This is a genomic window from Actinomycetota bacterium (genome assembly GCA_013152275.1).
Classification (GTDB): Bacteria; Actinomycetota; Acidimicrobiia; order Spongiisociales; family UBA4744; genus BMS3Bbin01.
In genome coordinates this window covers 1-21,443 of record JAADGS010000081.1, presented here as the reverse complement: position 1 = coordinate 21,443, position 21,443 = coordinate 1, and the positions used below count along the sequence as shown (strand labels likewise).

The window sequence follows — 21,443 nt, the reverse complement described above, 5'->3', positions numbered from 1 at the left end:
CATCGGATCCAAGGGGCCGGAGAACACCACGAGCCGATCGGTAGGCCCATCGAGGTGTGCCCATCGGGACCGCCTCCGCCCAAGACCCCCGAGGTCATCTTCGAGCGCTCCCCGACGCGGTCTGCCCGATCCTGCCTCGATGCGTTCACACGGCCCCGAACCCGACGGATCTCAGCATCTCGATCACCGCATCGAGGGGAAGCCCCATGACCGTGAAGAAGTCTCCGTCGACACGATCGACCAGAAGGGCTCCGACGCCCTGGACTGCGTAGGCACCGGCTTTGTCCATCGGCTCGCCGGTGGCCAGATAGGAGCGGACGATTTCCCGATCGAAGGGCCTCATCCACACGGAGGTGGTACTCGATCGCTCCTTGATCTCGGAACCGTGAACGAGCGCCACGGCCGTGATCACCTCGTGTCGTCTCCCGGCCAACGTCTCGAGCATCTCCTCGGCCTCGACGATGTCACGTGGCTTGCCGACGATATGGCCGTCGACAACGACCACCGTGTCCGCGCCGATCGTCCAGCACTCGGGATGGCGAGCAGCCACGGCACCGGCCTTGGCTCGGGCGAGACGAGCGACATAGATGTCGGGCAACTCACCAGGCAACGCAGTCTCATCGATCTCAGGTACATCCACGATGTGCGGGACACGGGCCAGCGCGAGCAACTCGTGTCGCCGCGGCGACCCCGACGCGAGCACGAAGGTCTCATGCATCCGGTGCCTTCGGTAGCTGTGCATCGACGCGGGCCACCACTGCGGGCCATGTGAACAGCTCGGCCACCCTGGCACGGCCGGCGGAACCCATGCGAGCTGCAAGATCGGGATCCTCCTGGAGCGTTCGCAGAGCCGACATCAGCTGTGGCTCGTCCGCCACGACGAAGCCGGTTCGCCCATCGTCCACGGTCTCGGGTGCTCCTCCGCTGCGACCGGCGATGACGGGAAGTCCACTTGCCGCCGCCTCCAGGTAGACGAGTCCGAGACCTTCCACTTCGAGGCCTGCCCAACGCGAGCGGGCCGGCATTGCAAAGACGTCCATTCTCCGATAGGCGTCGGCGAGCGCCGCTCGCGAGATTCCGACCATGAATTCGGTCGGGACCCGAGATCGGCGAGCGATGCGCCGTAGCCGTTTCTCTCTCGGTCCCCAGCCGACCATCATCGATCGTGCCGGTAGTCCTTGCGCTCGCAGCGAGGAGACTGCTCGCAGGACGTCGGCATGGCCCTTTCGCCGCACGAATCTCCCCACGCATCCGACCACAAAGCCTTCGTGCTCGACGGGTCCGGGCAAGAAGACGTCGATATCCACTCCCGCACCCGCCCAGACGACGGGTACGTGGAATCGCTCTTCCACTCTCCGCTTCGTGTAGCGACTCACCGCGAATCGTGCAGCGGCACCCCCCAGCGTGCTCGCATAGCGCCTCCGAAGCCCTGGCACCGCTGCAGGGACGGTGATCTCGGCTCCATGCAGAAACAGCGCGTATGGCATCCCGGTCTGCTCGGCAACGCTCGGCCCGAGCAGGGCAAGTGGAAGCGCCGCGTACAACACCATGTCACACCGGTGCTCGCGAGCCCGCCCGGCGATCCACGTTGCGGCCCTTCGTGTCGGTGTCAGAGCCCGGTCGTAGCGAGAAACCCGAGGGTCGGAGCAAGCCTCCGGATGAAACGGTGCGGCTACGTGCACGTCCCACGGAACGTGCCGCAGCAGGTCGCCGACATACCGTTGGATACCGCCTGGCGCCGGTGGATAATCGTTGCTGACGACGAGAACACGCATCACCGACAGGCTAATGGGAACCGGCGCGCCGCTGAACGAGTGGAGCACGCTTCGCTCTCGGTACGAGTCGGGGACTCAGGACCTTCCTGGATCCGCAGACGGCTCAGCCTCTCAGTGCAGCGCTGAAGATCCCCGGCAACCGCCAGAGCTTTCCGTCGGCGGCGTAGCGTGTGAGTCGTTCTCCGACGATGTGTGCGGTCTTGCTCGTGACGAACCACGGCGGACGGGGTGCAATGTGGAATTGGCCCTGCGTGATGGCCCTTGGGAATGGCTGGAACGGGCCACCGACCACGGTCTTCTGAGGCTTGTCGAACAGGAGCGCGTTGTGGACGAATCCGATGCCGCTCTGCACATCGTCGATCGTTGCTCCCGGGTACGCTCCCCACGGAGCCCTTCCCATCAGGAATCCGACTCCCGTCCACGTGTTGACGGCGACGGTGCCGTAGCGAAGGTCCGCGATGGCGGACTCCAGCCGGGGTCCGAGATCTTTGGCCGTTTTCGGATGAATGAGAATGTTGGCCCCCAGGGTTCCAATCAGCGTCTCGTTGGAGAACTCGACTGCGGCTCTCAGGAAGTCGTCCGGATCCGATTCCGGGAGCATCGTCGTCGCGTAGACGGGAGCAAAGAACTCCTCGTTGAAGCAGTACGCTCCCGCATCGCCTGGATCCACTCCGACGATCAGCGTCCTGGCGGCTCCCGCCCCGAGCCGCTCGGCGGCCGGATAATGCGAGATCGCGGCGTTCTGACGCTCGTCGGATCCGGGGTAGTACGCGGGCCTCTCTTCGACCTGGGCCAGAGTGCTCCGCAACGCGCCGATGAGCTTGTCGGTTCCAGACCACCCGCTCGGCAGCACCAGCACCTGAGAGGCGATGCAGTTGTACCCATCGTTGTGCAGCTTTTGAGATGCGAGATGTTCCGCCTGAAAGCCGATATCTGCTTCTGTCCACGGACCGGGAACCACGATCGTCGGGCTGACACCACCCAGCTCGGATGTGACCGGTTTGGTGAGCAATGGCCGACGCTCTGCCTTGCGTCGTGCGCCTTCGGCACCGGAACCGAACACGATGGCGTCGTGGGTTCGCGCACTGCCGGTGATATGAATGTCGTCGACGAGCTCGTGGCCGGTCAGATAGGCACCTTCGGGCGCTCCTCCACGCACGAACCGTGTGAAGCCTTCATCGATGAGCGGCGCAAAGATCCGCTCGAAGATGGGAACGAGGTATTCGTTCACAGGGTTGGTCTTGACGATCCCGACGTGACCCTGCGCGAAGAGCTTGTAGACGAGGTCGAGCGGCGGAATCGATGCGATGTTCCCGGCTCCGAGGATCAACGACACTGCACCTTCCGGATCTGACTCCCGATAGAACGCAGCCACGGTGTCGGGCAGAGAGTCGAGGGTTACCGACGGATCCATCCAGACATCGGCCGCGTACGCGTTGAGTAGCAGACGTTCCCACAGATCGGTCGGATAGACACGCACCACGACCTGGCCATCGGGCCTCGCCCACACCTTGAGGCCTTCGAGAGGGTCTCCGCCCCTCTCCACGGCCCTCAGGGTCGTGAGAGCCGCATTCAACCATCCGAGAAGCGCATACGGACCGGACATCCACTCCTCGCCGGCGAGCGGTGATGTGGGGCTCAGCCCTTTGGCGGTCAGCGCGGCCGCCACCCAGTCCGCCGCCGCGTCATTGGTCCGAAGTCGCAGCGTGTCGAGATAGCCGATCTTCTCTCGCACCGGCAGCCGGGCCCACCGCTGCTTGTTCTCCGCCAGAACCCCGAGCGCCCCATCGATGACCACCGTATCCACGAATCCTCCTCGACTGAGCCGACCCCCGCTCATCCTACCGACACCCATGGACTCCCTGTCGGGCTCCAACCGGGATGACGACGCGAAACGTGGGGCGGGAAACCTCCCGCCCCACGTTCTCTTCTCGTCTGTTCAGTCCGGGTCGGCTATGGCAAGCTGCCCGATGTATGACAGTTCAGACACAACCCGTCCGGATACTCCTTCAACAAGGTGTCGGCGGTGCTCGTATGCGGGAAGTCGTCCGAATTCACATCGTTGCTCGGATTCCCGTGACACGCGTAGCACGTCGTGTAGTGGTTGTGCGCCGTATCTACCTTGCTCGTATGGCAAGTCGCACACCAGTCATATACGTCGGTACCTTCGTTCACGGTCCTGAATGTCGCCTGTCCCGGGGAGTACTGATGGTTCGGACCGGCAGACAGCAGGTTGTACGCAAACAGTGACTTGGTCACGCCTGCGGCATCCAGCACCGTCGCCCACGACGAACCGCTGGTGCCTGCGCTCATGCAGGACTCGTTGCCGCCGGTTGCCGTGATGACGTCACCCGAGTTGGCGCAGAACGCCCACGCATCTCTCGTCGTAGTCGAGCCACTTGGTGGTCCAAATCAGCGGTGCCCCGCCGTTGTCGACCGAGATCGACGTGCCTTCATCGGCCGCCTTCGTCCAGTCGTTCACGACCTGGCCAAACGTACCGTGCGGCGTGTGACACGACGCACAGTAGAGACCACCGTCGGTGTCGCTCGTCGTTCCGATGCCTGCGGCAACCCCCGAGTTACCAGTCGGCGGCCCGGGATAGGACCATGCAGACTGGGTCAACGTATTGCCATCGATGTTATTCACACCCGGGGTGTGTTCGCTGCCACCCGTTTCCGTGTACACCGCTCGCGAGGACACGGTCCCCGTGATACCGCCGCCCGGACCACCGGTCGGCGCGGTCGTGCTGCCGGGCGCGTGACACGTGTTGCACACTGCGCTGACGCTCGCCTTTTCCATCAAGGCATACTGTCCGGCAGCGTCATGCACATCGTGGCACTGCAGACATTGGTTGGTCAACGACGAGTACCCCCCGTGAGGCGCCACGTTGGTTCCGACTGGGTCGGCTTGCTCCGGCTGTGCCGAAGCGGCTGATCCAAGCGCAAGGATGAATACGGCTCCCAGACATGCCAGCAGCCAGATTCTCCACTTCCCTCTCACAATGGCCTCCCGTCTCTCGGTGGCATACCGCCTGTCGGCAGCATACCCCAAATCCCTTCTCGGACCCTACCTCTTCGTAAATCCGACTTTTTCACTCCAAAATAACCCCATGGAATGGTGTCCTCTTATGGTGCAAATATAGCCTCTTCGCAGGGGGGGCGTCAACACGGAGGGTGGCAGCGAGAACACCGTGCAGGTACACTGCCCGCGGCCAGCAAGCCGAGGGGTTTCCGTGCATATGCGACCAAAATGGTCTGGAGTTCTGGGCCCTATGTTCTACCTGGCTATCGCTCTTGTTGCCACAGCCATGGTCACGGCTCCTGGAACCGTCCCGACGGTGTCCGCGCGCAACACCACGGTGGTCGCTCCGAGTCACGATTGGGCAACCGTCCGTGTACGGACGCAGGCCGCGATGCCGGTGACGTTTGCCGTGCGAGCCGAGGGCGGAACCCCCGTCTTCCAATGGGTCCATACGGTCGAGGGCAACTATGCGTTCACGTGGAGAGGACGCACCGCAACGGGGGCCGAGGTACCGGCGGGCCGTTACCAACTCTCGGTCAGCGCTCCCGACTACGAGAAGGTCTTCACCGTCCGTGTGGTATCACAGCGTCAGGGGAACGACGACGGGCCGCCGGCATCCCCGCAGGACGTGTCCGCCACGGCCGCACGGGACAACTGGGTGAGATGGTCTGAACCCGACGACCCCGACGTGGTGACCTGGCTCGTTCAGCGGTCGGCAGACGCACGCGGTCCGTGGACCGATCTCTCCACGACAGCCGTCCCCGAGCTGCGGGACGTGCCTCCGGCGCCGGGTATCTACTCCTACAGAGTCATCGCCATCGATCTTGCCGGCAATCGGAGCAATCCATCATCCGTGGTCTCGTCGGACAATGTCGCCATGGCACAGACGGTGGGACCCGAGGGCGGTGATCTGGTGCCGACGACAGGCACCGTGGCCCTCCACATTCCAGCCGGCGCAGTGGACTCGGACACCGTGTTCACGATCCGCCAGATCCCCCACCCGCCCGATGCGAACACGAACCGGACACTGGTCTCCCGTTCCTTCGAACTCGGTCCGTCCGGCACACGGTTCGACCCGTCGGCACCGGCCACCCTTGCCCTCGCCTTCGAGATTCCCCCCGAATACCCGCTGCCCTCCGGATACCCCGAAGACACGACCGTTGTCCAAGTGTGGTCCTCGGATCGGTGGGTCACCACCGGCGCCGCCAGTGTCGACGTGGCCGCCGGCACCGTGACCGTGCAGATGGCCCACTTGTCACTGTATGCAGCGGCGTCTGTGACCGACCCTCATGGGGGATACTCCGATTCGACCAATCTCTGCCAGAACTGCCACAGCGTCCACGGAGCCTCCGCACCGATCCACCTGTTCGCCCGGCCCACCGAGAAAGAAACCTGCTATCAGTGCCACGACGGCACCGGTGCTTCGACCGACATCAAGTCCGCATTCGGAGAGAGCGTCATCGGAGCGTCCACGAAGACGTCATACCATCCCGTACCCACAGCCACGGACGGCTACGAACTCACCTGCACCGACTGCCACACGCCACACAGGCTCCGATCCGAGATGACCGAGTTGCTCCGGGTGTGGAACGGCAGCACATGGCTCTACTCCCCCACGGCATCTCCCATCGGCAACACCTACTGCTACACGTGCCACGGGTCGGGAGCGCCCTACCCGGGTCTGAAGGGATGGGACTACAGCCCATTCGACGCCAGCGCCCACGGTTTGCTGATAGCGAAGGACCCGGCGAAGGCAGAGATCCAGTGCCTCGAGTGCCATCAACCCCATGGATCCGACTTCAACGCTCTCACCATCGCCGACGAGGAGCAGACCTGCTTCACCTGTCACACCTCCACCACGCCGAACACGTCCGGAGGCACCAATCCCTATGACGCATTCGCCGCCGCCGTCAACGACACGACAACGGCCGATGGGAATCCGATCAGGATCTACCACCATCCAATCGCGGCCGCCGACCAGGACGGGGGCACACGTCAGGTCGAGTGCGTCTCCTGCCATAACCCTCACCTCGCGGATCAAAACGATGGCGCCTCGACGTCCAAGCTGGTCGATCCCTCCGACATCACCACCAAGTGGATCGTCAACTGGGATACCGGATCGGCCGATCTCACCCGAGGTGACATCGCCTCGTTCTGCGAAAAGTGCCACATCGATCCCACGACGACCGCTCCGATCTCTGCAGGAGCGACCGTTCCGTACGACATCCGGCTCGTCGATGACACCGCGTCCACCGACGCCGACGGACGTCCGCACGACAGGTTCACCGCCGCGAACTGGAACAACAGTGCGAGGCACGGTCCCAACGGCTCCGGCAATCTCGCCTGCACCGCGTGCCATGACTTCCACGGTTCCTCCAACGCCTACATGCTGAAAGAGAACATGGTGAGTCCCAACGGTGCACGGACCGGAACGCTCACCAACTTCGACGCGCTATGGGTCTCGTGGTCCGACTTCGCGCAGAACTTCTGTTTCGTCTGTCATGGTGGCTTCCCCATGAGGCACTCGCGGAACCCCGGCGCGTGCACGAAGTGCCACTATCACGGGAGCAGCAACTTTTGAAGGCAACGGCCATCCAAGAGTGTGCCGGCCGGCGAAGGCCGGCATCGAACCGTCACGGTCGAGTCCTGGCATACTCGTGGCCGGAACCTCATGACCACCATCCGGTTCCCGGTCACCGGCTCCCGAACACACGGAGTGTTCAACGACATGGAAGGTCCGTTGATCCCACATCGGGGTCCTTCGGTCTTGCTCCGTCCGGAGCAGCCGACCTAGGCTCCCTGATGTCCGATACGCCGTCAGGACTGATATGCAGAGGTTGGAGACTCATCATGGTGATGACCCGCGAGGTTGATTACGCGCTGCGGTGCGTTTTGGAAATCGCCCGGCGCGGGCACGCAGGCACCGGCGAGATCGCGGAGGCACAAGGTGTGCCGACGGCGTTTCTCGGCAAGATCGTCTCCACCTTGGCTCGGGCGGGCATCGTCACCACTCGGCGTGGTGTCGGCGGTGGTGTGACACTGGCTCGCTCACCTGCTTCAATCACCGTCCTCGAAGTCATCGAGGCCATCCAAGGCCCTTTCACGGTCAACTACTGCGTCGGAGATCCGTGCAGCTGCGACCGGAGCGACGACTGTGCGCTCAAGCCCGTATGTGCTCGAGCCCAGCGTGCGATCATCGAAGCCTTCGATGTCAGCTTCGGCGACCTTCTGGACGGAAGCACAGGAATGGAGGCCTAGTCGACGATGGCGCGCAAGCTCACCGTCGCCGTGTTGATTCTCCTCGCTGCGGTTGGAGGATGGTTCCTCCTTCAGCGCCAGCAGGTGGAGACGGCTTCACCAACCTCGACGAGCCCTCCGGCCGCCGCAGATCTGCCGGCCTTCAAGGAGTGCTCTCAGTGCCACGAGAACCTCGACAAATCCCTGACGGCGGGCGACGTCGCCCCTCTCCCCACGTTCACCCACAAGGCGCATTTCGCGGTTTCGAATGCCAACTGCTCCCAGTGCCACGACCCTGCCGACCATGGGGTCACTCCCTCCATGGATCGCTGCTTCGCGTGTCATGGTCAGACGCCCGCCGCCTTCGCCCCCGGCCGCTGCACCTTATGCCATAGCCTCTCGTTCATCCCGTCTCCGCGCAGCCATGCGGACCGATGGGCGACCGAACACGGAGTGGGCCTTCAGGCGAACGCGGAGAGCTGCACGCTCTGCCACGACACGACACAATTCTGCACGGCCTGCCACGGGGTCGAGATACCTCATCCTGCAGACTGGGCCACCAGCACCCACCCGCTCGCGTTCTTCGAGGCGGGACCAGAAACCTGTGCCAAGTGCCATCAGCTGGAAGCATCGAGATCCCGGGACGATTGCGACGCCTGCCACCATCCCCAAGGCGGTGCAGACGTCTCCTGGAAGGCGACCCACCCGAGCGTCGTCCAGACTTCCGCCAACAACACCTGTTTTTCCTGTCACCAACCCGCCACCTGCGTACGCTGCCACACGACCGGGGAAGAGAATCTGGAGGCCGACCGGCCTCGCCACCCCCAGACCGACAAGTAGGTGGCCATGGCGCGCCGGTTCAAGATCAAGTGGTGGCTCCCCGTACTGGGCGGCGTCGTGGCAATCGTGCTGCTCTCGGGACTGACCAGGGCTCCGGCGTCACAGTCGTTCTGCGGCTCCTGCCACGAAACCGCGACGGCATCCGCCGCCGTGGCGGTGCACGATCAGGTGCCCTGCCTGGCCTGTCATACGCGCCCAGGGCTTCTGGGTGTCATCGAGTACCTGCCGACGCTGCCGCGCGAGCTGGCGGCCAAGGCGACAGGCCTGAACCTCGCCCAAGACGTGCTGGCCTCCGAACCCTGCACGACGTGTCACGATCTCGCCGAGATGGAGCACCATCCCAAAGCAGAAGCCGACTGCACCACGTGTCACGGCAACACCGCCCACCTGGAGGTCGACCTCCAGTCCGGACCACATCCAGACCAGTTCACCTTCACCCATGGGGCCGCGGCGCTCGATGCTCCCGATGAGTGCGCGGCGTGCCACGATACGCCGAAGTTCTGCACCGCGTGCCACGTTCGCGTCCAGATACCGCATCCCGCCGACTGGCAGACAACCCACGGATCCGTACAGCAGACCGTCGGAGTCGACGCGTGCGAACTCTGCCATCAGCCTTCGTATTGCGCGGGATGCCACGGCACAGACATCCCCCATGCCGACACGTGGCTTGCCGAGCACTATCGCAGCGTCGAGATCACAGGTACCGCAGCGTGTACGACGTGCCACGAACGGGTGGAATGTGAGGCGTGCCATGCGCGCCACGCCGTGCACCGTGAGCAGCGTCTCTTCCAGATGGGAGACAAGCCGTGACCTCACGAAGAGCACTCCTGGTTGCGCTTGCAGCCCTCATCCTCATTCTCATCGAGGGTGCCTTGATCATCGCGATCTCCGTGTCGCCCACGTTCCGCGACGACCTGGGGATAACCGTCGAGCGCGCGGCAGCGACATGGAGCGGAACGGACACCAGCTCCGGAATCCCCGAGCGGGCAATCTCGTGGAGCTCGTCGCTGTTCGACAACTGGGTGCAACCCTTGTGGAAACTCCGTCCGGCACCCTCGGCCGACCAGGACTTCGCTTCCTGCCTGGAGTGCCACGCCGACTACGCGCAGCAGCGCCGCTTCGGCGATCTCTTGTTGAACCATGCCGAGCACGCCTCATTGGGTGTCGCCTGTGCGACCTGCCATACCGACACGCTCCACCCCGAACCACTGCCTCCACCCGAAGACACCTGCGCCGATTGTCACGATGTGAAAGATCCATCACTCTGCGACACCTGTCACACACCCGGATCCGTGGGGCACTTCTTCCTGTTCGGCTACCCGAGACCGGCGACGCCCGACTGTGACACGTGCCATCTCCCAGGTACCATCGGGGATCATCACGGAGGCCTCGTCGATGCGGCACCGTTCGACGGCAGCGACCCGGGCGCCTGTGCCGCCTGTCACAAGCGGGCAACGTGCGAGGCCTGCCACGACGTCTCGCATCCCGAGGATTGGGTGGCGACGCACGGCACTTCGACTGTCCAACCTACCCAAGGTCCCTGCACGAGCTGTCACACGACCCGCTGGTGCTCGGACGCCTGCCATGCCGGCGGGAAGATCCCTCTCCGTGACCTGCCGGCTTTCCCGCGCAAATCAAAAACACAAGGAGAACCGTGAAACGCCGAACCATCCTGATCCTCTCGGCCGTTGCCGTCGCCATCGCGGTCGGGATCGCGTTTGCAGCCACCACGCTGCTGCGATCCGGTCCTGTTGTTGCCGAGGCCAACGGCGTGCCAATTCACCGCTCCGAGTTGGATCGGAGACTCTCGACCCTCACGTCGATGCACGGTGGAGCCGTCACGGATCCCCAACAGTGGCGTGAGATGGCCCTTCAATCGCTCGTGGACGACATCATCATCGAACAGGAGGCCGAACGGGTCGGCATCGACGTGTCCGCAAAAGACGTGGATGCGGAGTTCGACTCCATGCAGAGTAAGTTCGATTCACCCAAGGAGTTCAAAGCCTGGATGGAGAACCTCGGACTCGATCGGAGGGAGCTGAAGCGGCGCATCAGACTTCAGCTCGTGGGATCGCTCGTGTTCGCCGAAATCGTGAAGGATGTCTCGGTGTCCGACGACGAGATAGCCGCGTACTACGAGGCGCACAAAGGCGACTTCGGAGACCAGCCGTTGCTCGAAGTGAAGAATGACATTCGGGACCAGCTCGAAAAAGACAGGAAGGAGCAGGCCTACCGTTCCTGGCTGGAGGAGCAACGAGCCTCCGTGACGCTCGTCCGGCATGACGATGGAGCGCAGCCGTAATGGCGAGACCTTCGTCCGGATCCGTCCCTCAAGGGCTCCTGATCGCCGTCGTTGCGCTCACGCTCGTCGTTCTCGGCCTCGGTGCAGTCACGGTGGTACTCCAGCTTCGCCCGGAGAAACCGCCCGCCACCGCCGCGGCGAGAGACGCTGCCATTTGGCAGGCACGCATCGACGAGAAGCCATCGGCCTGGGCCCACACCGGACTTGGCCTCACCTATCTCGACGCAGGCGACGAAACCGCAGCCGCCAAGGCCTTCCATGATGCGCTCGAGTTGGATCCGAACGACTGGATGGCGCTGTTCCAGCTCGGTCTCCTCGCCAGAGACACCGATCCCGACACCGCCATCGACTACCTCAACCGGAGCGCCGATGCGGCCCCGCGTTCTCGCGCGTTCGCACCGCTGGTGGCCCTCGGGGATTTCCTGCTGGCACGCGGCGACGCGTCCGGAGCGAAGGTGGCATACGAGAACGCCATCTCCGACTTTCCATTCGACTTCAGTTCCCACTTCGGCCTCGGTCAGGCACTGGAGCAGCTTGGTGATACCGCCGGCGCCCTCGAACAGTACCGGCGCGCCGCAGACTTCAACCCTGATAGTGAAGAAGCCCTCGACGCCATAAGACGCCTCGGGGGCTCTCCTACGACAACGGAGGGATCATGAACGAATCGCCACAGCCCACAGCGGAGGATCCGGGCACACCGGATACTTCGACGGCCTCGCGGCGTCTGCTGTGGCTGCTTCTCGCCTTGCTCGGCGCCGCGGCGGTGGGTCTCGGCATTCTGATCCTGTTCCTTCTGCGGCCACCGGAGGCACCCCCTTCGAACACCTCGGCGCAGGCGGAGGGATGTCCGATGACCATCGAACGTTCCATCTACGGAATCGGAACGAAGCCGGAGGACCTACTGCTGCGTCCGATGGGTGTGACGGTCGGACCCGACGGCAGCGTATGGGTCGCCGATACCGGTCACGCCCGGCTCCTGGAATTCGATGAGAACGGCACCTTCGTCAGAGAAGCGGGCCAGGGACGCCTGACGAGCCCCTACGGGCTTACCTTCGATGAGACGGGCAGCCGCTTGTACGTCGCGGACTGGAACGCACACCAGGTGTTCGTGTTCTCCGGCGATGGCCGGTACATCGAGTCCTATCCGGCGGCCGATCAGGATCCTTCCGTCTTCGGCCAGGATGGATTCACACCGTTCGAAGTTCGCGTGTGGGGAGCTTTCATCGTGGTCTCGAGCAATGACGGTCTGTACTTCTTCGACCGAGACGGGAAGGTCGTCGACTACTGGGGAACCGGAAAGAAGTCTCGCGAGGTTGGCGGCTTCAGCTTCCCGGACGCCTTCGACATCGACCGGAACCTGGACCGGTTCTATGTGGCAGACACGCTGAATCGGCGCGTCGTGGCCCTCGACAAGACAGGCACGGTGCTGTGGGTTTCGGGCCAACCCGATGAGAAGAATCAAATCGTCGGCTTCTGGCAGCTACCCCGCTCGGTTGCCGTCGGCCCCGACGGCAACGTATATGTCGTCGACACGTTCCGGTTCCAGAACAAATGCACCGGCCAGGGCCACATCGTCGTCCTCTCTCCCGACGGGGACCTCATCGGCGAGTTCGGAGCAGGAGGGCCCGGCGAGGACACGTTCAACTTCCCCGAAAAGCTGGCGATCGGCCCCGACGGAATCTTCGCGATCGCCGATCGCGAAAACGGGCGAATTGCATTGTTCCGCCTGGACGGGCTCCCCCAGGTGGACAAGAGCGAGGCAAACTTGTATGCCAAATCGTTCGTTCGATTCGCAGACACCACACCCTGAACGTGCCCGTTCGCACCAAGCCCGGCCGTACGGAGTTCCTTCGCACGAGTACCACGACTGTGCGGCGGAGGACGGACTTGCACCCGGAACAAATCCCGGGTCCTCGAGACACCCCACGACGGCATCGCCGGCAGCGGCGCCGTATAACCCGGCCTTGGCAAGCCAGGGAACGCCGCCATGAGGAGTCCCATCGGACCCCTCACCGCGTTATAGACCGCCATTTGGCCTCCTGATGTCCCAAGCCGTACACTCTGGGCCGCGGAGGGGAAACCACAGTGACTGATGATCTAAGTCGCCGCACACTTCTTTCGAAGATGGTTGCGGCCATCGGCGGGCTTATCGCCGCCGGCTTCGGCGTTCCCGCGATCGCCTACGTGGTCGCTCCGGCCTCCAAGGACGGCCTCGAGGACGTCTGGGTCCCGATCGGTTCGACTCGACAGGTCGAGATGGGCACCCCGACTCTCTTCAAGGCACAGATCGATCGCACCACCGGCTGGGTCACCCAGACGGAGGAGACGGGTGTCTACGTTCTCACGGACAATGGCCGCGACTACCTCGCACTCTCGAACGTCTGCACCCATCTCGGCTGCCGGGTTCGGTGGGTCGAAAAAGAGCAGTCGTTCTTCTGCCCTTGCCACAACGGTGTATTCTCCAAAACCGGCCAGGTGCTCGATGGACCACCGCCAAAACCACTCGAATCCTTCGATGTGCGCGTCGAAGGTGAACAACTCGAGGTGCACTGGGACGTATGACACTCGCAGACTGGATCGACGACCGCACCGGCTGGCGCCGGATCTGGGAAACTCTCTTCCTGCGCAAGATTCCGAAGGTGAACTGGCTGTACACCCTCGGGTCGGCGACGCTGTTCGTGGCCATCAACCAGATCGTCACCGGCATTCTGCTGTCCATCTACTACGTGCCGAGTCCCCAGGACGCCTACGCCAGTGTCCAATACATCACCACGGGGGTGTCGGCGGGCTGGCTCATCCGGGGACTGCACCACTGGGGTGCCAGCGCGATGGTGCTGCTCGCCGTCCTGCACATGCTCAGGGTCATCTTCCACGGTGCCTACAAATACCCGCGGGAGATCACGTGGTTCACCGGTGTCTTGCTCCTGCTCATCGTGTTTGGTTTCGGATTCACCGGCTACCTCCTCCCCTGGGACCAGAAGGCCTACTGGGCGACCACGGTCGGTACTCGCATCATCGCCGTCGTCCCCGGCATCGGAGAGTGGCTCCTTCGCGTCGCTCGCGGCGGTGACGAGCTCTCCGCGGTAACCCTGACCCGCTTCTTCGGCACCCACGTTTGGGTGCTGCCGGCCGCGCTGCTCGTGCTGCTCGGCATCCACCTGTTCCTCGTCGTTCGCATCAGCATCAGTGCGCCCCCGAAGCGACAACGATCGAAATGAACGAAGAAGAACGACGCCGATACCTCGCCGAATACGAGGAAGAGAAGAAGAAGAAGGGCATCTCCTTCTTCCCTGAAGCGATCTTCAAAGACGCCGTCGTCATGTTCATCGTGTTCATCGCTCTGGTTGCCCTTGCCTACTTCTTCGGCTCGCCGCTCGAAGCAAGGGCCAACCCGGCAGACGCGACATACATGCCACGACCGGAGTGGTACTTCCTGTTCGTCTTCCAGCTCCTCAAGTATTTCCCAGGCAATCTCGAGGTGATCGGCGTGATCGTCATCCCGGCGATCGCCGTCGGCCTGCTCTTCGCGCTGCCCCTTCTCGACCGATCTCCTCGACGCCACTACCGCGACCGCCTCGGCATCACCGGCGTGACGGCTCTGGTGCTGGTGGGAGTCGTCGCACTGACCGTGCAAGCACTCCGTCAACAGGCACCACTGGCCGGCGAGGAGCAGCCCGACAAGGTCGCCGCCCTCTACGCCGCCAACTGCGCCGCATGCCATGGCCCCTCCCTGGCGGTTCCTCCGGGGACCGACCTGCACGCAGTCATCGCACAAGGCAGCCACGAAGGCATGCCAGCGTGGGGTGCCGACCTCTCCGTCGACGAGATCGACGCCCTCGTCGGTTTCATCACCACACCAAACGGCTGGGCTGTCTTCCGGGACGAATGTGCCGAGTGCCATCAAGCCACAGACCTCGCAGAGTCGGATCCGTTCCGGCTTCGCGATGCCCTCGAGGCCGGCTTCGCGCCGCACGAGGGTCTCGATGTTCCCAACTGGAGCGTCAAACTCGACCCTTCGGCCGTAACGGCCCTCGTCAACTTCCTCATCGCTCCTGACGGCCAACGCCTTTTCGCGGCAAACTGCGCGACCTGTCACGGCACAGGAGTCAGTGTCTCCGACGAGACCGAAGTTCGCTCGATCATCATGAAAGGCGGCCGACATCGGACGATGCCGTCCTGGTCGGGCCAGCTTCCCGACGAGGACATCGTGACCCTGGCCCGGTATGTTGTCGACCCGGCGTCGGCTCCGGGAGGAGACAAGCTCTTCGCACAACACTGCTCATCCTGTCACGGGAAACGGGTACCCGCGGCCGCGACGGTGGATGCGGCGTACAAGGCGATCTCCGAGGGTACCGAGCATGAAACGATGCCCATCTGGGGAGACGTCCTCACGAACGAGCAGATCGATGCCCTGGTGGCCTACACGGTCAAGGTGGCGAAGGGAGCCCCGGAAGTCGTGGGTCAGCGGATCTTCTCCCAGAACTGCTCGATGTGTCACGGCGAATTTGGAGAAGGCGGCCCACTCCCCTCCAACCCGACGAGAGTCATCGTTCCCATCAGCGCCAGCCAGTATCTCGGCACCCACGACAACGCAACGATCAAAGCGATCATAACGAAAGGCCAGCCGGATCTGGGAATGTCGCCGTTCGGCGTTGCCTCGGGCGGCCCGCTCAGCGAAGACCAGATCGACGCAGTCGTCGCGTTCCTGCGGTCATGGGAGAAGAACCCGCCGGTCGAGCTGCCTCCCGAGATCGCGCCTCAGCAGGTGGCAGGAAGCTCGCAGCAGATTTGGGACGAGTTCTGTTCGCAATGCCATGCAGCCGACGGGTCCGGCGGGATCGGCCCATCGCTCATCGACCCGGCGTTCCAGGACGCGAACAGCGACTCCGAGATCATCACCACGATCCAGCTCGGCCACCCCGCCACGGCAATGATCGCCTGGGGGCAGGTTCTGACGACCCATCAGATCGAAGACCTGGTTGGATTCATTCGCACCCTCGCCGGCGGGCCCACAACTGCCACGGAGGAACCGACCTTCGTCGCCGACATCAAGCCTCTCTTCGACGCCGACTGCTCGATGTGTCACGGTTCTCTCGGAGGATGGGATGCCTCCAGCTACCAGTCGGTGATGACCAGTGGCGACAATGCTCCCGTCATCGTGCCGGGTGACCCCGATGCCAGTATCGTGCTCCAAAAGCTCCTGGGCTCCCAGGACTTCGGCGGCCCGATGCCACCGTCGGGAAGCCTTTCCGATGCACAGATCCAGATGATCGAAGACTGGATCTCCAACGGTGCTCCCGAATCCTGAGTCGTCCCGTCTCGGAGGCATCCCCGATGGTCCGTTGTTGTTCTCGGAGTGGATACCGCGTCCGACAGTCACGATACGCACTCGCAACAGCGTGAGATCCATGGAACTTCGACTCTGAGCGCCACCTTCGAATCGGCCACCACACCCGTACCCTCACCCGGCGCCCAGGGTTCCCTCACAGACAGCCCTTCTCCCTTCGGCCATCAAGCTGCTGAGCCTTCGTGATGCAACGAGGCGCCGGAGGACAGACCGTTCGGAACGGCTCGAAGCGGCGTCGGCGTCCAGCTCCCTGCCTTGGCGGTACAGCGTGCCGGCGAGCCGAAAGCTACCGTCCCGCCGGTTTCCCCACATCCACCTGCCGCAAGCAGTCCCAACGTGAATGCCCTGGCCGGGCCTGTCCGAGCACGGGGCGGCGGTTCATGAGGCAGGTGATGCACCGCGCGCGAAACAAACCTTGTCCACCAACTCCCGTGGTGGTGGCTTTTGCCAGGTCATCTCCAGATCACCGACGGACGCGCCAAGCTTTGTCACCCGAATGAATGCCGAGAATGCTCGTTCCTTGTCCGGAAGTACGGTCGTGCATTCCGCCACGACGATATCGAAGACGCCATCTTCAAATGGCAGCTTGTGTGCATCTGCTCTTCTGAAACTCGCCGTCGCATCTGGTGCCTTGGCCGGTAACGTTCGGGGTGTCGATGCCGAGGCAGGAACGCCTGGTCGACACGGATCGACCCGGCCCTTTCGTTCGAGTCGAGTTGTCGGGTCGATCCGATATCGATGGCAAGACCCGCACAACGAAGGCCCCCCGGCAGGTGCGTCGAGGCGGAGAACGCAGCAAGCGGCGTTCCCGGCCCACAGAACGCCGCAAAGGTTGCCGGTCAAGGTACCAGTCCCCTTCTCTTTGCCATCTCGCTCGCATACTCGATCATGTTCTCCGACATGTGCCGATGACGCGACAGCCATAGTTTTCGGCCAGATGGCAGGCTGCAACTCCCCTGCCGGACCCCATGTCCAAGACCTCCCTGGCAGTTCCTATTCTGCACATTCTTGCCATGTGTGCCCGGCATCGCGCGTCATCTCGACTTAGTCGGACGGGTCGCCCGCCGGCACCGGCCCGGTCGGTTGGGTCACGGGTCCCGATACCGAAGACCGGCCCATGCTCCCACCAGCATCACCGCCGCCCATCCGACCAGTACGACCACGGCATGGAACTGCGACATCCCCGCCCCCAGCAGACTCCTATACGGAGCGGACCCTGCTGCGCCGAACCCTCCGAGCAATGATGTCGAGGCTTTTGACAGCGAGATCGGCCGATACACAGACCAAAACGTCAGGAGTCCCTCGATGAACGAGAAGGCCAAGGCCACACCGATGGCGATACCGGTGGAACGAAACACCGCGATGGCGAACAACCCGATCGCCACCCATGCCAGCTCGATCAGCGCCGCCTTCCAGACGAGTGCGAGCCATCCGGCCACCCCCAGCCCGACGGGGCCGCCGATCAGGATGGACGCCGCGACCGTCCACACGAGCACCAACACGAGTGAGGTGAGCAACACCGCCGGCCAGAACACCAGAAGCCGTGCGATCAGATGCGCCCATCTCCGCGCGTCGCGCGTCAGTGAGGATGCCCAGATGGTTCGGCTCACATCGGTGCCGAGTGCCACGACGGCGAGAATGAGCGGAAACCAGGACTGTCCGAGGATCTGCTGCGCCCCCAACGTGATCACATCGGACACCGCCGGCAGCGTGAGCCCCTGCACGTCTTGGGGCACCAGCTTGGGCAGCACCAGCATCACGAACACCAACAGCCCTACGAGAGCCAACAGCACGATCGACAGGACCCAGTAGAGCTTGCGATGGATGAGTTTGATGATCTCGGCGCGGATCAGCCCACTCATGGCGCCTCACCCTCGGTCAGTTCGAGGAAGCGCTGCTCGAGGTTGGAACGGTTGGGCGTGATCCGCTCCGGGTAGAGATCCGCGACCGCCAGGGCACGGGACACCGCCGGGCCGTCGACGCCTTGGCCGACCACCTCCAGACTCCTCTCCCCCACATGCACCTCGAACCCGGCGGAACGCAGCACCGCGGCGGCATTTTCCGAATCGGCGATCTCCACCATCACTCCCTGGGCGGGCCCGACGATGTCTTCGAGCGTGCCCGCCGCAACGAGCCGCCCCCGGCTGATGATCACCACGTGATCGGCGAGTTGTTCGACCTCCGCCAGGTTGTGACTCGACACCACCACCGATGCGCGTCCCTGATCGACCAGCCCACGTAGCAGGCGTTTGAATTTGGCCTGGCCGGCGGGATCGAGCCCGTCGAGCGGTTCGTCCAGCAGCAGCACATCGGGATCCCCCAGGAGCGCCATCCCCAACGCCAGCCGCTGGCGCATGCCCTTCGAATACCCCTTCACCTTGCGACCGGCGTCCTCGCTCAATTCGACGAACTCCAACAACTTCGGGATCTGATCGTCACCCACTCCCAGCTCGCGTGCCGCGACGCGCAGGTTGTCCCTGCCGTTCAGCGTCTCCTGGACCCCGGGCTCCTCCACCACCGCCCCCACCCTCTTCACGATCGCCGGCGTGTCGGGACCAACCTGCATGCCCAGCACCTCGATCGTGCCCGACGTCAGCCGGGTGAGACCGAGGATCGAGCGGAACGTGGTGGTCTTCCCGGCGCCGTTGGGCCCGAGGAAGCCGGTGAGCGCTCCCGCTGGGATGGTCGTCGTCAGACCGGCGACGGCGGTCACCGAGCCATAGCGCTTGGTGACGTCTCGCAGCGTGATCGCATTCATCGTGGGAATCCTACTCGACAACGTGTCGGAATCATGGAGGGCGCATGTCGTGACAGCCGGCCGACATCGACGGCGTTTCCCTGCGGGAGCGCTGCCACCAGGATGATCCGAAGGGCGGCGGATACGGCTCGACCGGTGGTTTCCCATCGAGGTGGACGGCATCGGCGCACATCGAAGCCGCCTCTCCCCTCTGTGGCCGTGTGCAGGAGGGTGACGGCGCCTCGAGTCCGGCCCGTCTTCTCCCTGCAATCTCGACCTCCTGGTCTCCTAGGAGCATGGGTCGGTATTAGTTGACGGATCTTTGCTGGTTCGTGTCCGGTCCAGCTTTTGACTCTCGCTTGTCGCGATGTTCTCCGCACGCGACGCTGGGTGTTGACGGGGCGGCGGGTCAGGTAGCTGCGACCGGTGCCGGGTTGGCGGCGTTGGCGAGTTTGCGCAGGTTGTGGCAGATGACATGCAGTGTCCATTCGCCTTGCGCTCCGGCGATTCCTCGTAGCCGGAGATGTCCGGCGTGTTGGCGGACTTTCATCTGTCCGAATGCTGGTTCGACGATGGCTTTGCGTCTGGCGTAGTCGGCCCGCCCGGTCTTGGTACGCAGCCGGCGTGCCATCCGTTCGCGCCGGGTCGCGTCTTTCGGGATCGGCCCTCTCGGCGTGTCGGGTACCCGCTCGTTACGTCTGATCCGCCCCGTGGCTATCAAAGCGTTGACCTTCGTATCCGAGATCTGTTCCAGGTTGTCTTGGGAGCAGTAGCCCGCATCGGCGAGAAACATGTTCGGGACAGCTTCGATACCGGCATCGGCGAGACTGGCGGTCGCAGCGTCGATCATGGGGATGAGCTGCGCGACGTCGCCTGCCTGATCGGTGACGTTCGCCGCTATGACGACTTGGGAGTATTCGTCGACGACGGCCTAGGCGTTATAGGCGTAATGGAAACCGTCAACAGTTTTCATCATCCTGGCTTGCGGATCCGTGAAACTCCGTTGCGCCCGATCAGCGGGGGTCGCCCCAGCAGCCGCTGTCGCCGCCGCCTCGCTGATCCCGGTCTCGTCGGCGCCGTCCTTTGCGGCCTTGCCGGCCGCCTTGCCGGCTGCCTTGTCTGCGGCCTCGGCCTCGATGGCTTCTTTCGCTGCACGCAGCTTGGCGAGACGGGACTCCCGACGGGCAAGCTCTGGGGGGACCTCATCACCACGCCGGTCCTCGCCAAACTCTTCGTCTTCTGCACGGTCGACGGCTTCAGCGTCGGCAAGGATCGCCGCCACCTCGGCCTCAAGCTGGCCGATCCTGGGTCCGAGACGCCCATAGCTCATCGCCTTATGCCGAGAAGCAGACGCCCGCAGCTTCGTGCCGTCCAAAGCGACCCGACCCAACGTGACGAGTCCTGCTTCTAAGCACAGGACAAGCACCTGGGTGAACAAGTCGTCCAACGCCACCAGGTGACGGCGACGGAACCGGGCGATCGACCGGTAATCCGGAGCGGCATTCGCCGACAGCCAACGGAACGCCACATCGACGTGACAGCGGCGTTCCATCTCCCGAGACGACGTCACCCCCGTCGAATACGCATACAACAGGAGCTTCAACATCATTGCGGGGTCATACGGCGGCGCACCAGACGCTGAAACATACGAGTCGTAGACCACCGACAGGTCCAACAACCCGTCAACCACCTCCCCAACGAACCGGGCCGTATGCTCCTGCGGGAGCCAATCATCAAGAGACGGCGGCATCAGGAACGACTGGTCCGGATCGTAACGACGGAACACCTTCGACCTCCCCGCAGGAACCCTCCCCACCACAGGGACACCGTCGTCGGCCACCTCGAAAAGTGTCTCATCACCACAGTTGTTTCCCATACCCACGATTCTCGTCGAACCCAACCACAAACGCGAGGACCAACCGGCCTCTTCACCAGCAGATACTGACCCACGCTCCTAGCACCCTCTTCTTTGTCCAACCTCGACACTCGGTTCACAAACCGACGGGTCCGACGAGACCGGGCAACACAGCTACCGGAAACAACGACCGCCACAAGCGATCCCCCTCTTGCGGGCAGTACACCCCGTGTGTCCGGATCCGACGGAACGTAGCGGGCACACGACGGGAATCGTCCTGCTTAGGGGACTCGGAGGATGGGGACGGGGTCGCGCCAGGCGGCGACCA

At 63.6% G+C, this 21,443-nt stretch carries 19 protein-coding genes and 1 pseudogene; 11 read left to right on the top strand and 9 right to left on the bottom strand.

Going from position 1 to position 21,443, the window contains the following annotated elements; all coding sequences use genetic code 11:
- Positions 1 to 145 precede the first annotated feature (145 nt).
- From GXP34_12990 to GXP34_12970, 5 genes are all read right to left on the bottom strand, one after another.
- The gene (locus GXP34_12990; protein NOY56882.1) at positions 146 to 718 is read right to left on the bottom strand and encodes a septum formation inhibitor Maf; all 573 of its coding nucleotides are present in this window, start codon (positions 716 to 718) and stop codon (positions 146 to 148) included.
- The gene (locus tag GXP34_12985; GenBank protein ID NOY56881.1) at positions 711 to 1,775 is read right to left on the bottom strand and encodes a glycosyltransferase family 4 protein; all 1,065 of its coding nucleotides are present in this window, start codon (positions 1,773 to 1,775) and stop codon (positions 711 to 713) included. The genes GXP34_12990 and GXP34_12985 overlap by 8 nt, the downstream gene beginning before the upstream one ends.
- A gap of 103 nt (positions 1,776 to 1,878) precedes the next feature.
- Positions 1,879 to 3,615 (bottom strand): aldehyde dehydrogenase, encoded by a 1,737-nt coding sequence (locus tag GXP34_12980; GenBank protein NOY56880.1) that lies wholly within the window; start codon positions 3,613 to 3,615, stop codon positions 1,879 to 1,881.
- A gap of 113 nt (positions 3,616 to 3,728) precedes the next feature.
- Entirely contained in the window at positions 3,729 to 4,088 is a 360-nt protein-coding gene (locus tag GXP34_12975) for a hypothetical protein (protein NOY56879.1), read from the bottom strand.
- 34 nt (positions 4,089 to 4,122) lie between these two features.
- Positions 4,123 to 4,605 carry a hypothetical protein gene (locus GXP34_12970; protein NOY56878.1) on the bottom strand — a complete coding sequence of 161 codons (483 nt, stop codon included), beginning with the start codon at positions 4,603 to 4,605 and terminating at the stop codon, positions 4,123 to 4,125.
- 442 nt (positions 4,606 to 5,047) lie between these two features.
- On the opposite strand from GXP34_12970, the gene GXP34_12965 reads away from it, so the two are divergent.
- The 11 genes from GXP34_12965 (at position 5,048) to GXP34_12915 (ending at position 16,484) form a co-directional block, all read left to right on the top strand.
- Positions 5,048 to 7,378 carry a hypothetical protein gene (locus GXP34_12965; protein NOY56877.1) on the top strand — a complete coding sequence of 777 codons (2,331 nt, stop codon included), beginning with the start codon at positions 5,048 to 5,050 and terminating at the stop codon, positions 7,376 to 7,378.
- Between the two features lie 275 nt (positions 7,379 to 7,653).
- Positions 7,654 to 8,055, top strand: coding sequence for an Rrf2 family transcriptional regulator (locus GXP34_12960; GenBank protein ID NOY56876.1), 402 nt, complete (start codon positions 7,654 to 7,656; stop codon positions 8,053 to 8,055).
- 6 nt (positions 8,056 to 8,061) lie between these two features.
- Entirely contained in the window at positions 8,062 to 8,874 is an 813-nt protein-coding gene (locus GXP34_12955; GenBank protein ID NOY56875.1) for a hypothetical protein, read from the top strand.
- A 6-nt stretch (positions 8,875 to 8,880) separates the two neighbouring features.
- Positions 8,881 to 9,684, top strand: coding sequence for a hypothetical protein (locus tag GXP34_12950; protein ID NOY56874.1), 804 nt, complete (start codon positions 8,881 to 8,883; stop codon positions 9,682 to 9,684).
- A complete protein-coding gene (locus GXP34_12945) occupies positions 9,681 to 10,532 on the top strand; it encodes a hypothetical protein (GenBank protein ID NOY56873.1) in 852 nt (283 codons plus the stop codon). Before GXP34_12950 ends, GXP34_12945 begins: the two co-directional genes overlap by 4 nt.
- The gene (locus tag GXP34_12940; GenBank protein NOY56872.1) at positions 10,529 to 11,176 is read left to right on the top strand and encodes a hypothetical protein; all 648 of its coding nucleotides are present in this window, start codon (positions 10,529 to 10,531) and stop codon (positions 11,174 to 11,176) included. Before GXP34_12945 ends, GXP34_12940 begins: the two co-directional genes overlap by 4 nt.
- A complete protein-coding gene (locus GXP34_12935) occupies positions 11,176 to 11,835 on the top strand; it encodes a tetratricopeptide repeat protein (GenBank protein ID NOY56871.1) in 660 nt (219 codons plus the stop codon). Before GXP34_12940 ends, GXP34_12935 begins: the two co-directional genes overlap by 1 nt.
- Positions 11,832 to 12,986 carry a hypothetical protein gene (locus tag GXP34_12930; GenBank protein ID NOY56870.1) on the top strand — a complete coding sequence of 385 codons (1,155 nt, stop codon included), beginning with the start codon at positions 11,832 to 11,834 and terminating at the stop codon, positions 12,984 to 12,986. The genes GXP34_12935 and GXP34_12930 overlap by 4 nt, the downstream gene beginning before the upstream one ends.
- A 275-nt stretch (positions 12,987 to 13,261) precedes the next feature.
- The gene (locus GXP34_12925; protein NOY56869.1) at positions 13,262 to 13,738 is read left to right on the top strand and encodes a Rieske 2Fe-2S domain-containing protein; all 477 of its coding nucleotides are present in this window, start codon (positions 13,262 to 13,264) and stop codon (positions 13,736 to 13,738) included.
- Positions 13,735 to 14,394 carry a DUF4405 domain-containing protein gene (locus tag GXP34_12920; protein ID NOY56868.1) on the top strand — a complete coding sequence of 220 codons (660 nt, stop codon included), beginning with the start codon at positions 13,735 to 13,737 and terminating at the stop codon, positions 14,392 to 14,394. The genes GXP34_12925 and GXP34_12920 overlap by 4 nt, the downstream gene beginning before the upstream one ends.
- Positions 14,391 to 16,484 (top strand): c-type cytochrome, encoded by a 2,094-nt coding sequence (locus GXP34_12915; protein ID NOY56867.1) that lies wholly within the window; start codon positions 14,391 to 14,393, stop codon positions 16,482 to 16,484. Before GXP34_12920 ends, GXP34_12915 begins: the two co-directional genes overlap by 4 nt.
- A 417-nt stretch (positions 16,485 to 16,901) precedes the next feature.
- Here the strand turns inward: GXP34_12915 and GXP34_12910 are convergent, their stop codons facing one another.
- The 4 genes and pseudogenes from GXP34_12910 to GXP34_12895 form a co-directional block, all read right to left on the bottom strand.
- Positions 16,902 to 17,447: a methyltransferase domain-containing protein gene (locus tag GXP34_12910; protein ID NOY56866.1), complete on the bottom strand. Its 546-nt coding sequence runs from the start codon at positions 17,445 to 17,447 to the stop codon at positions 16,902 to 16,904.
- Positions 17,448 to 17,611: 164 nt separating this feature from the next.
- Entirely contained in the window at positions 17,612 to 18,385 is a 774-nt protein-coding gene (locus tag GXP34_12905) for a hypothetical protein (GenBank protein NOY56865.1), read from the bottom strand.
- Positions 18,382 to 19,281: an ABC transporter ATP-binding protein gene (locus tag GXP34_12900; GenBank protein NOY56864.1), complete on the bottom strand. Its 900-nt coding sequence runs from the start codon at positions 19,279 to 19,281 to the stop codon at positions 18,382 to 18,384. The genes GXP34_12905 and GXP34_12900 overlap by 4 nt, the downstream gene beginning before the upstream one ends.
- Before the next feature lie 388 nt (positions 19,282 to 19,669).
- A pseudogene (locus GXP34_12895) lies at positions 19,670 to 21,100 on the bottom strand (IS1182 family transposase).
- Positions 21,101 to 21,443: the final 343 nt, after the last annotated feature.

What these genes read in the sequence shown, in the direction of transcription:
- GXP34_12915 (NOY56867.1), top strand. Translation starts at nt 14,391, where the DNA reads ATGAACGAAGAAGAACGACGCCGATACCTCGCCGAATACGAGGAAGAG.
- GXP34_12980 (NOY56880.1), bottom strand. Translation starts at nt 3,615, where the DNA reads ATGAGCGGGGGTCGGCTCAGTCGAGGAGGATTCGTGGATACGGTGGTC.
- GXP34_12955 (NOY56875.1), top strand. Translation starts at nt 8,062, where the DNA reads ATGGCGCGCAAGCTCACCGTCGCCGTGTTGATTCTCCTCGCTGCGGTT.
- GXP34_12960 (NOY56876.1), top strand. Translation starts at nt 7,654, where the DNA reads ATGACCCGCGAGGTTGATTACGCGCTGCGGTGCGTTTTGGAAATCGCC.
- GXP34_12935 (NOY56871.1), top strand. Translation starts at nt 11,176, where the DNA reads ATGGCGAGACCTTCGTCCGGATCCGTCCCTCAAGGGCTCCTGATCGCC.
- GXP34_12930 (NOY56870.1), top strand. Translation starts at nt 11,832, where the DNA reads ATGAACGAATCGCCACAGCCCACAGCGGAGGATCCGGGCACACCGGAT.
- GXP34_12920 (NOY56868.1), top strand. Translation starts at nt 13,735, where the DNA reads ATGACACTCGCAGACTGGATCGACGACCGCACCGGCTGGCGCCGGATC.
- GXP34_12950 (NOY56874.1), top strand. Translation starts at nt 8,881, where the DNA reads ATGGCGCGCCGGTTCAAGATCAAGTGGTGGCTCCCCGTACTGGGCGGC.
- GXP34_12965 (NOY56877.1), top strand. Translation starts at nt 5,048, where the DNA reads ATGTTCTACCTGGCTATCGCTCTTGTTGCCACAGCCATGGTCACGGCT.
- GXP34_12900 (NOY56864.1), bottom strand. Translation starts at nt 19,281, where the DNA reads ATGAATGCGATCACGCTGCGAGACGTCACCAAGCGCTATGGCTCGGTG.
- GXP34_12975 (NOY56879.1), bottom strand. Translation starts at nt 4,088, where the DNA reads ATGAGCGCAGGCACCAGCGGTTCGTCGTGGGCGACGGTGCTGGATGCC.
- GXP34_12985 (NOY56881.1), bottom strand. Translation starts at nt 1,775, where the DNA reads ATGCGTGTTCTCGTCGTCAGCAACGATTATCCACCGGCGCCAGGCGGT.
- GXP34_12910 (NOY56866.1), bottom strand. Translation starts at nt 17,447, where the DNA reads ATGGCTGTCGCGTCATCGGCACATGTCGGAGAACATGATCGAGTATGC.
- GXP34_12990 (NOY56882.1), bottom strand. Translation starts at nt 718, where the DNA reads ATGCATGAGACCTTCGTGCTCGCGTCGGGGTCGCCGCGGCGACACGAG.
- GXP34_12905 (NOY56865.1), bottom strand. Translation starts at nt 18,385, where the DNA reads ATGAGTGGGCTGATCCGCGCCGAGATCATCAAACTCATCCATCGCAAG.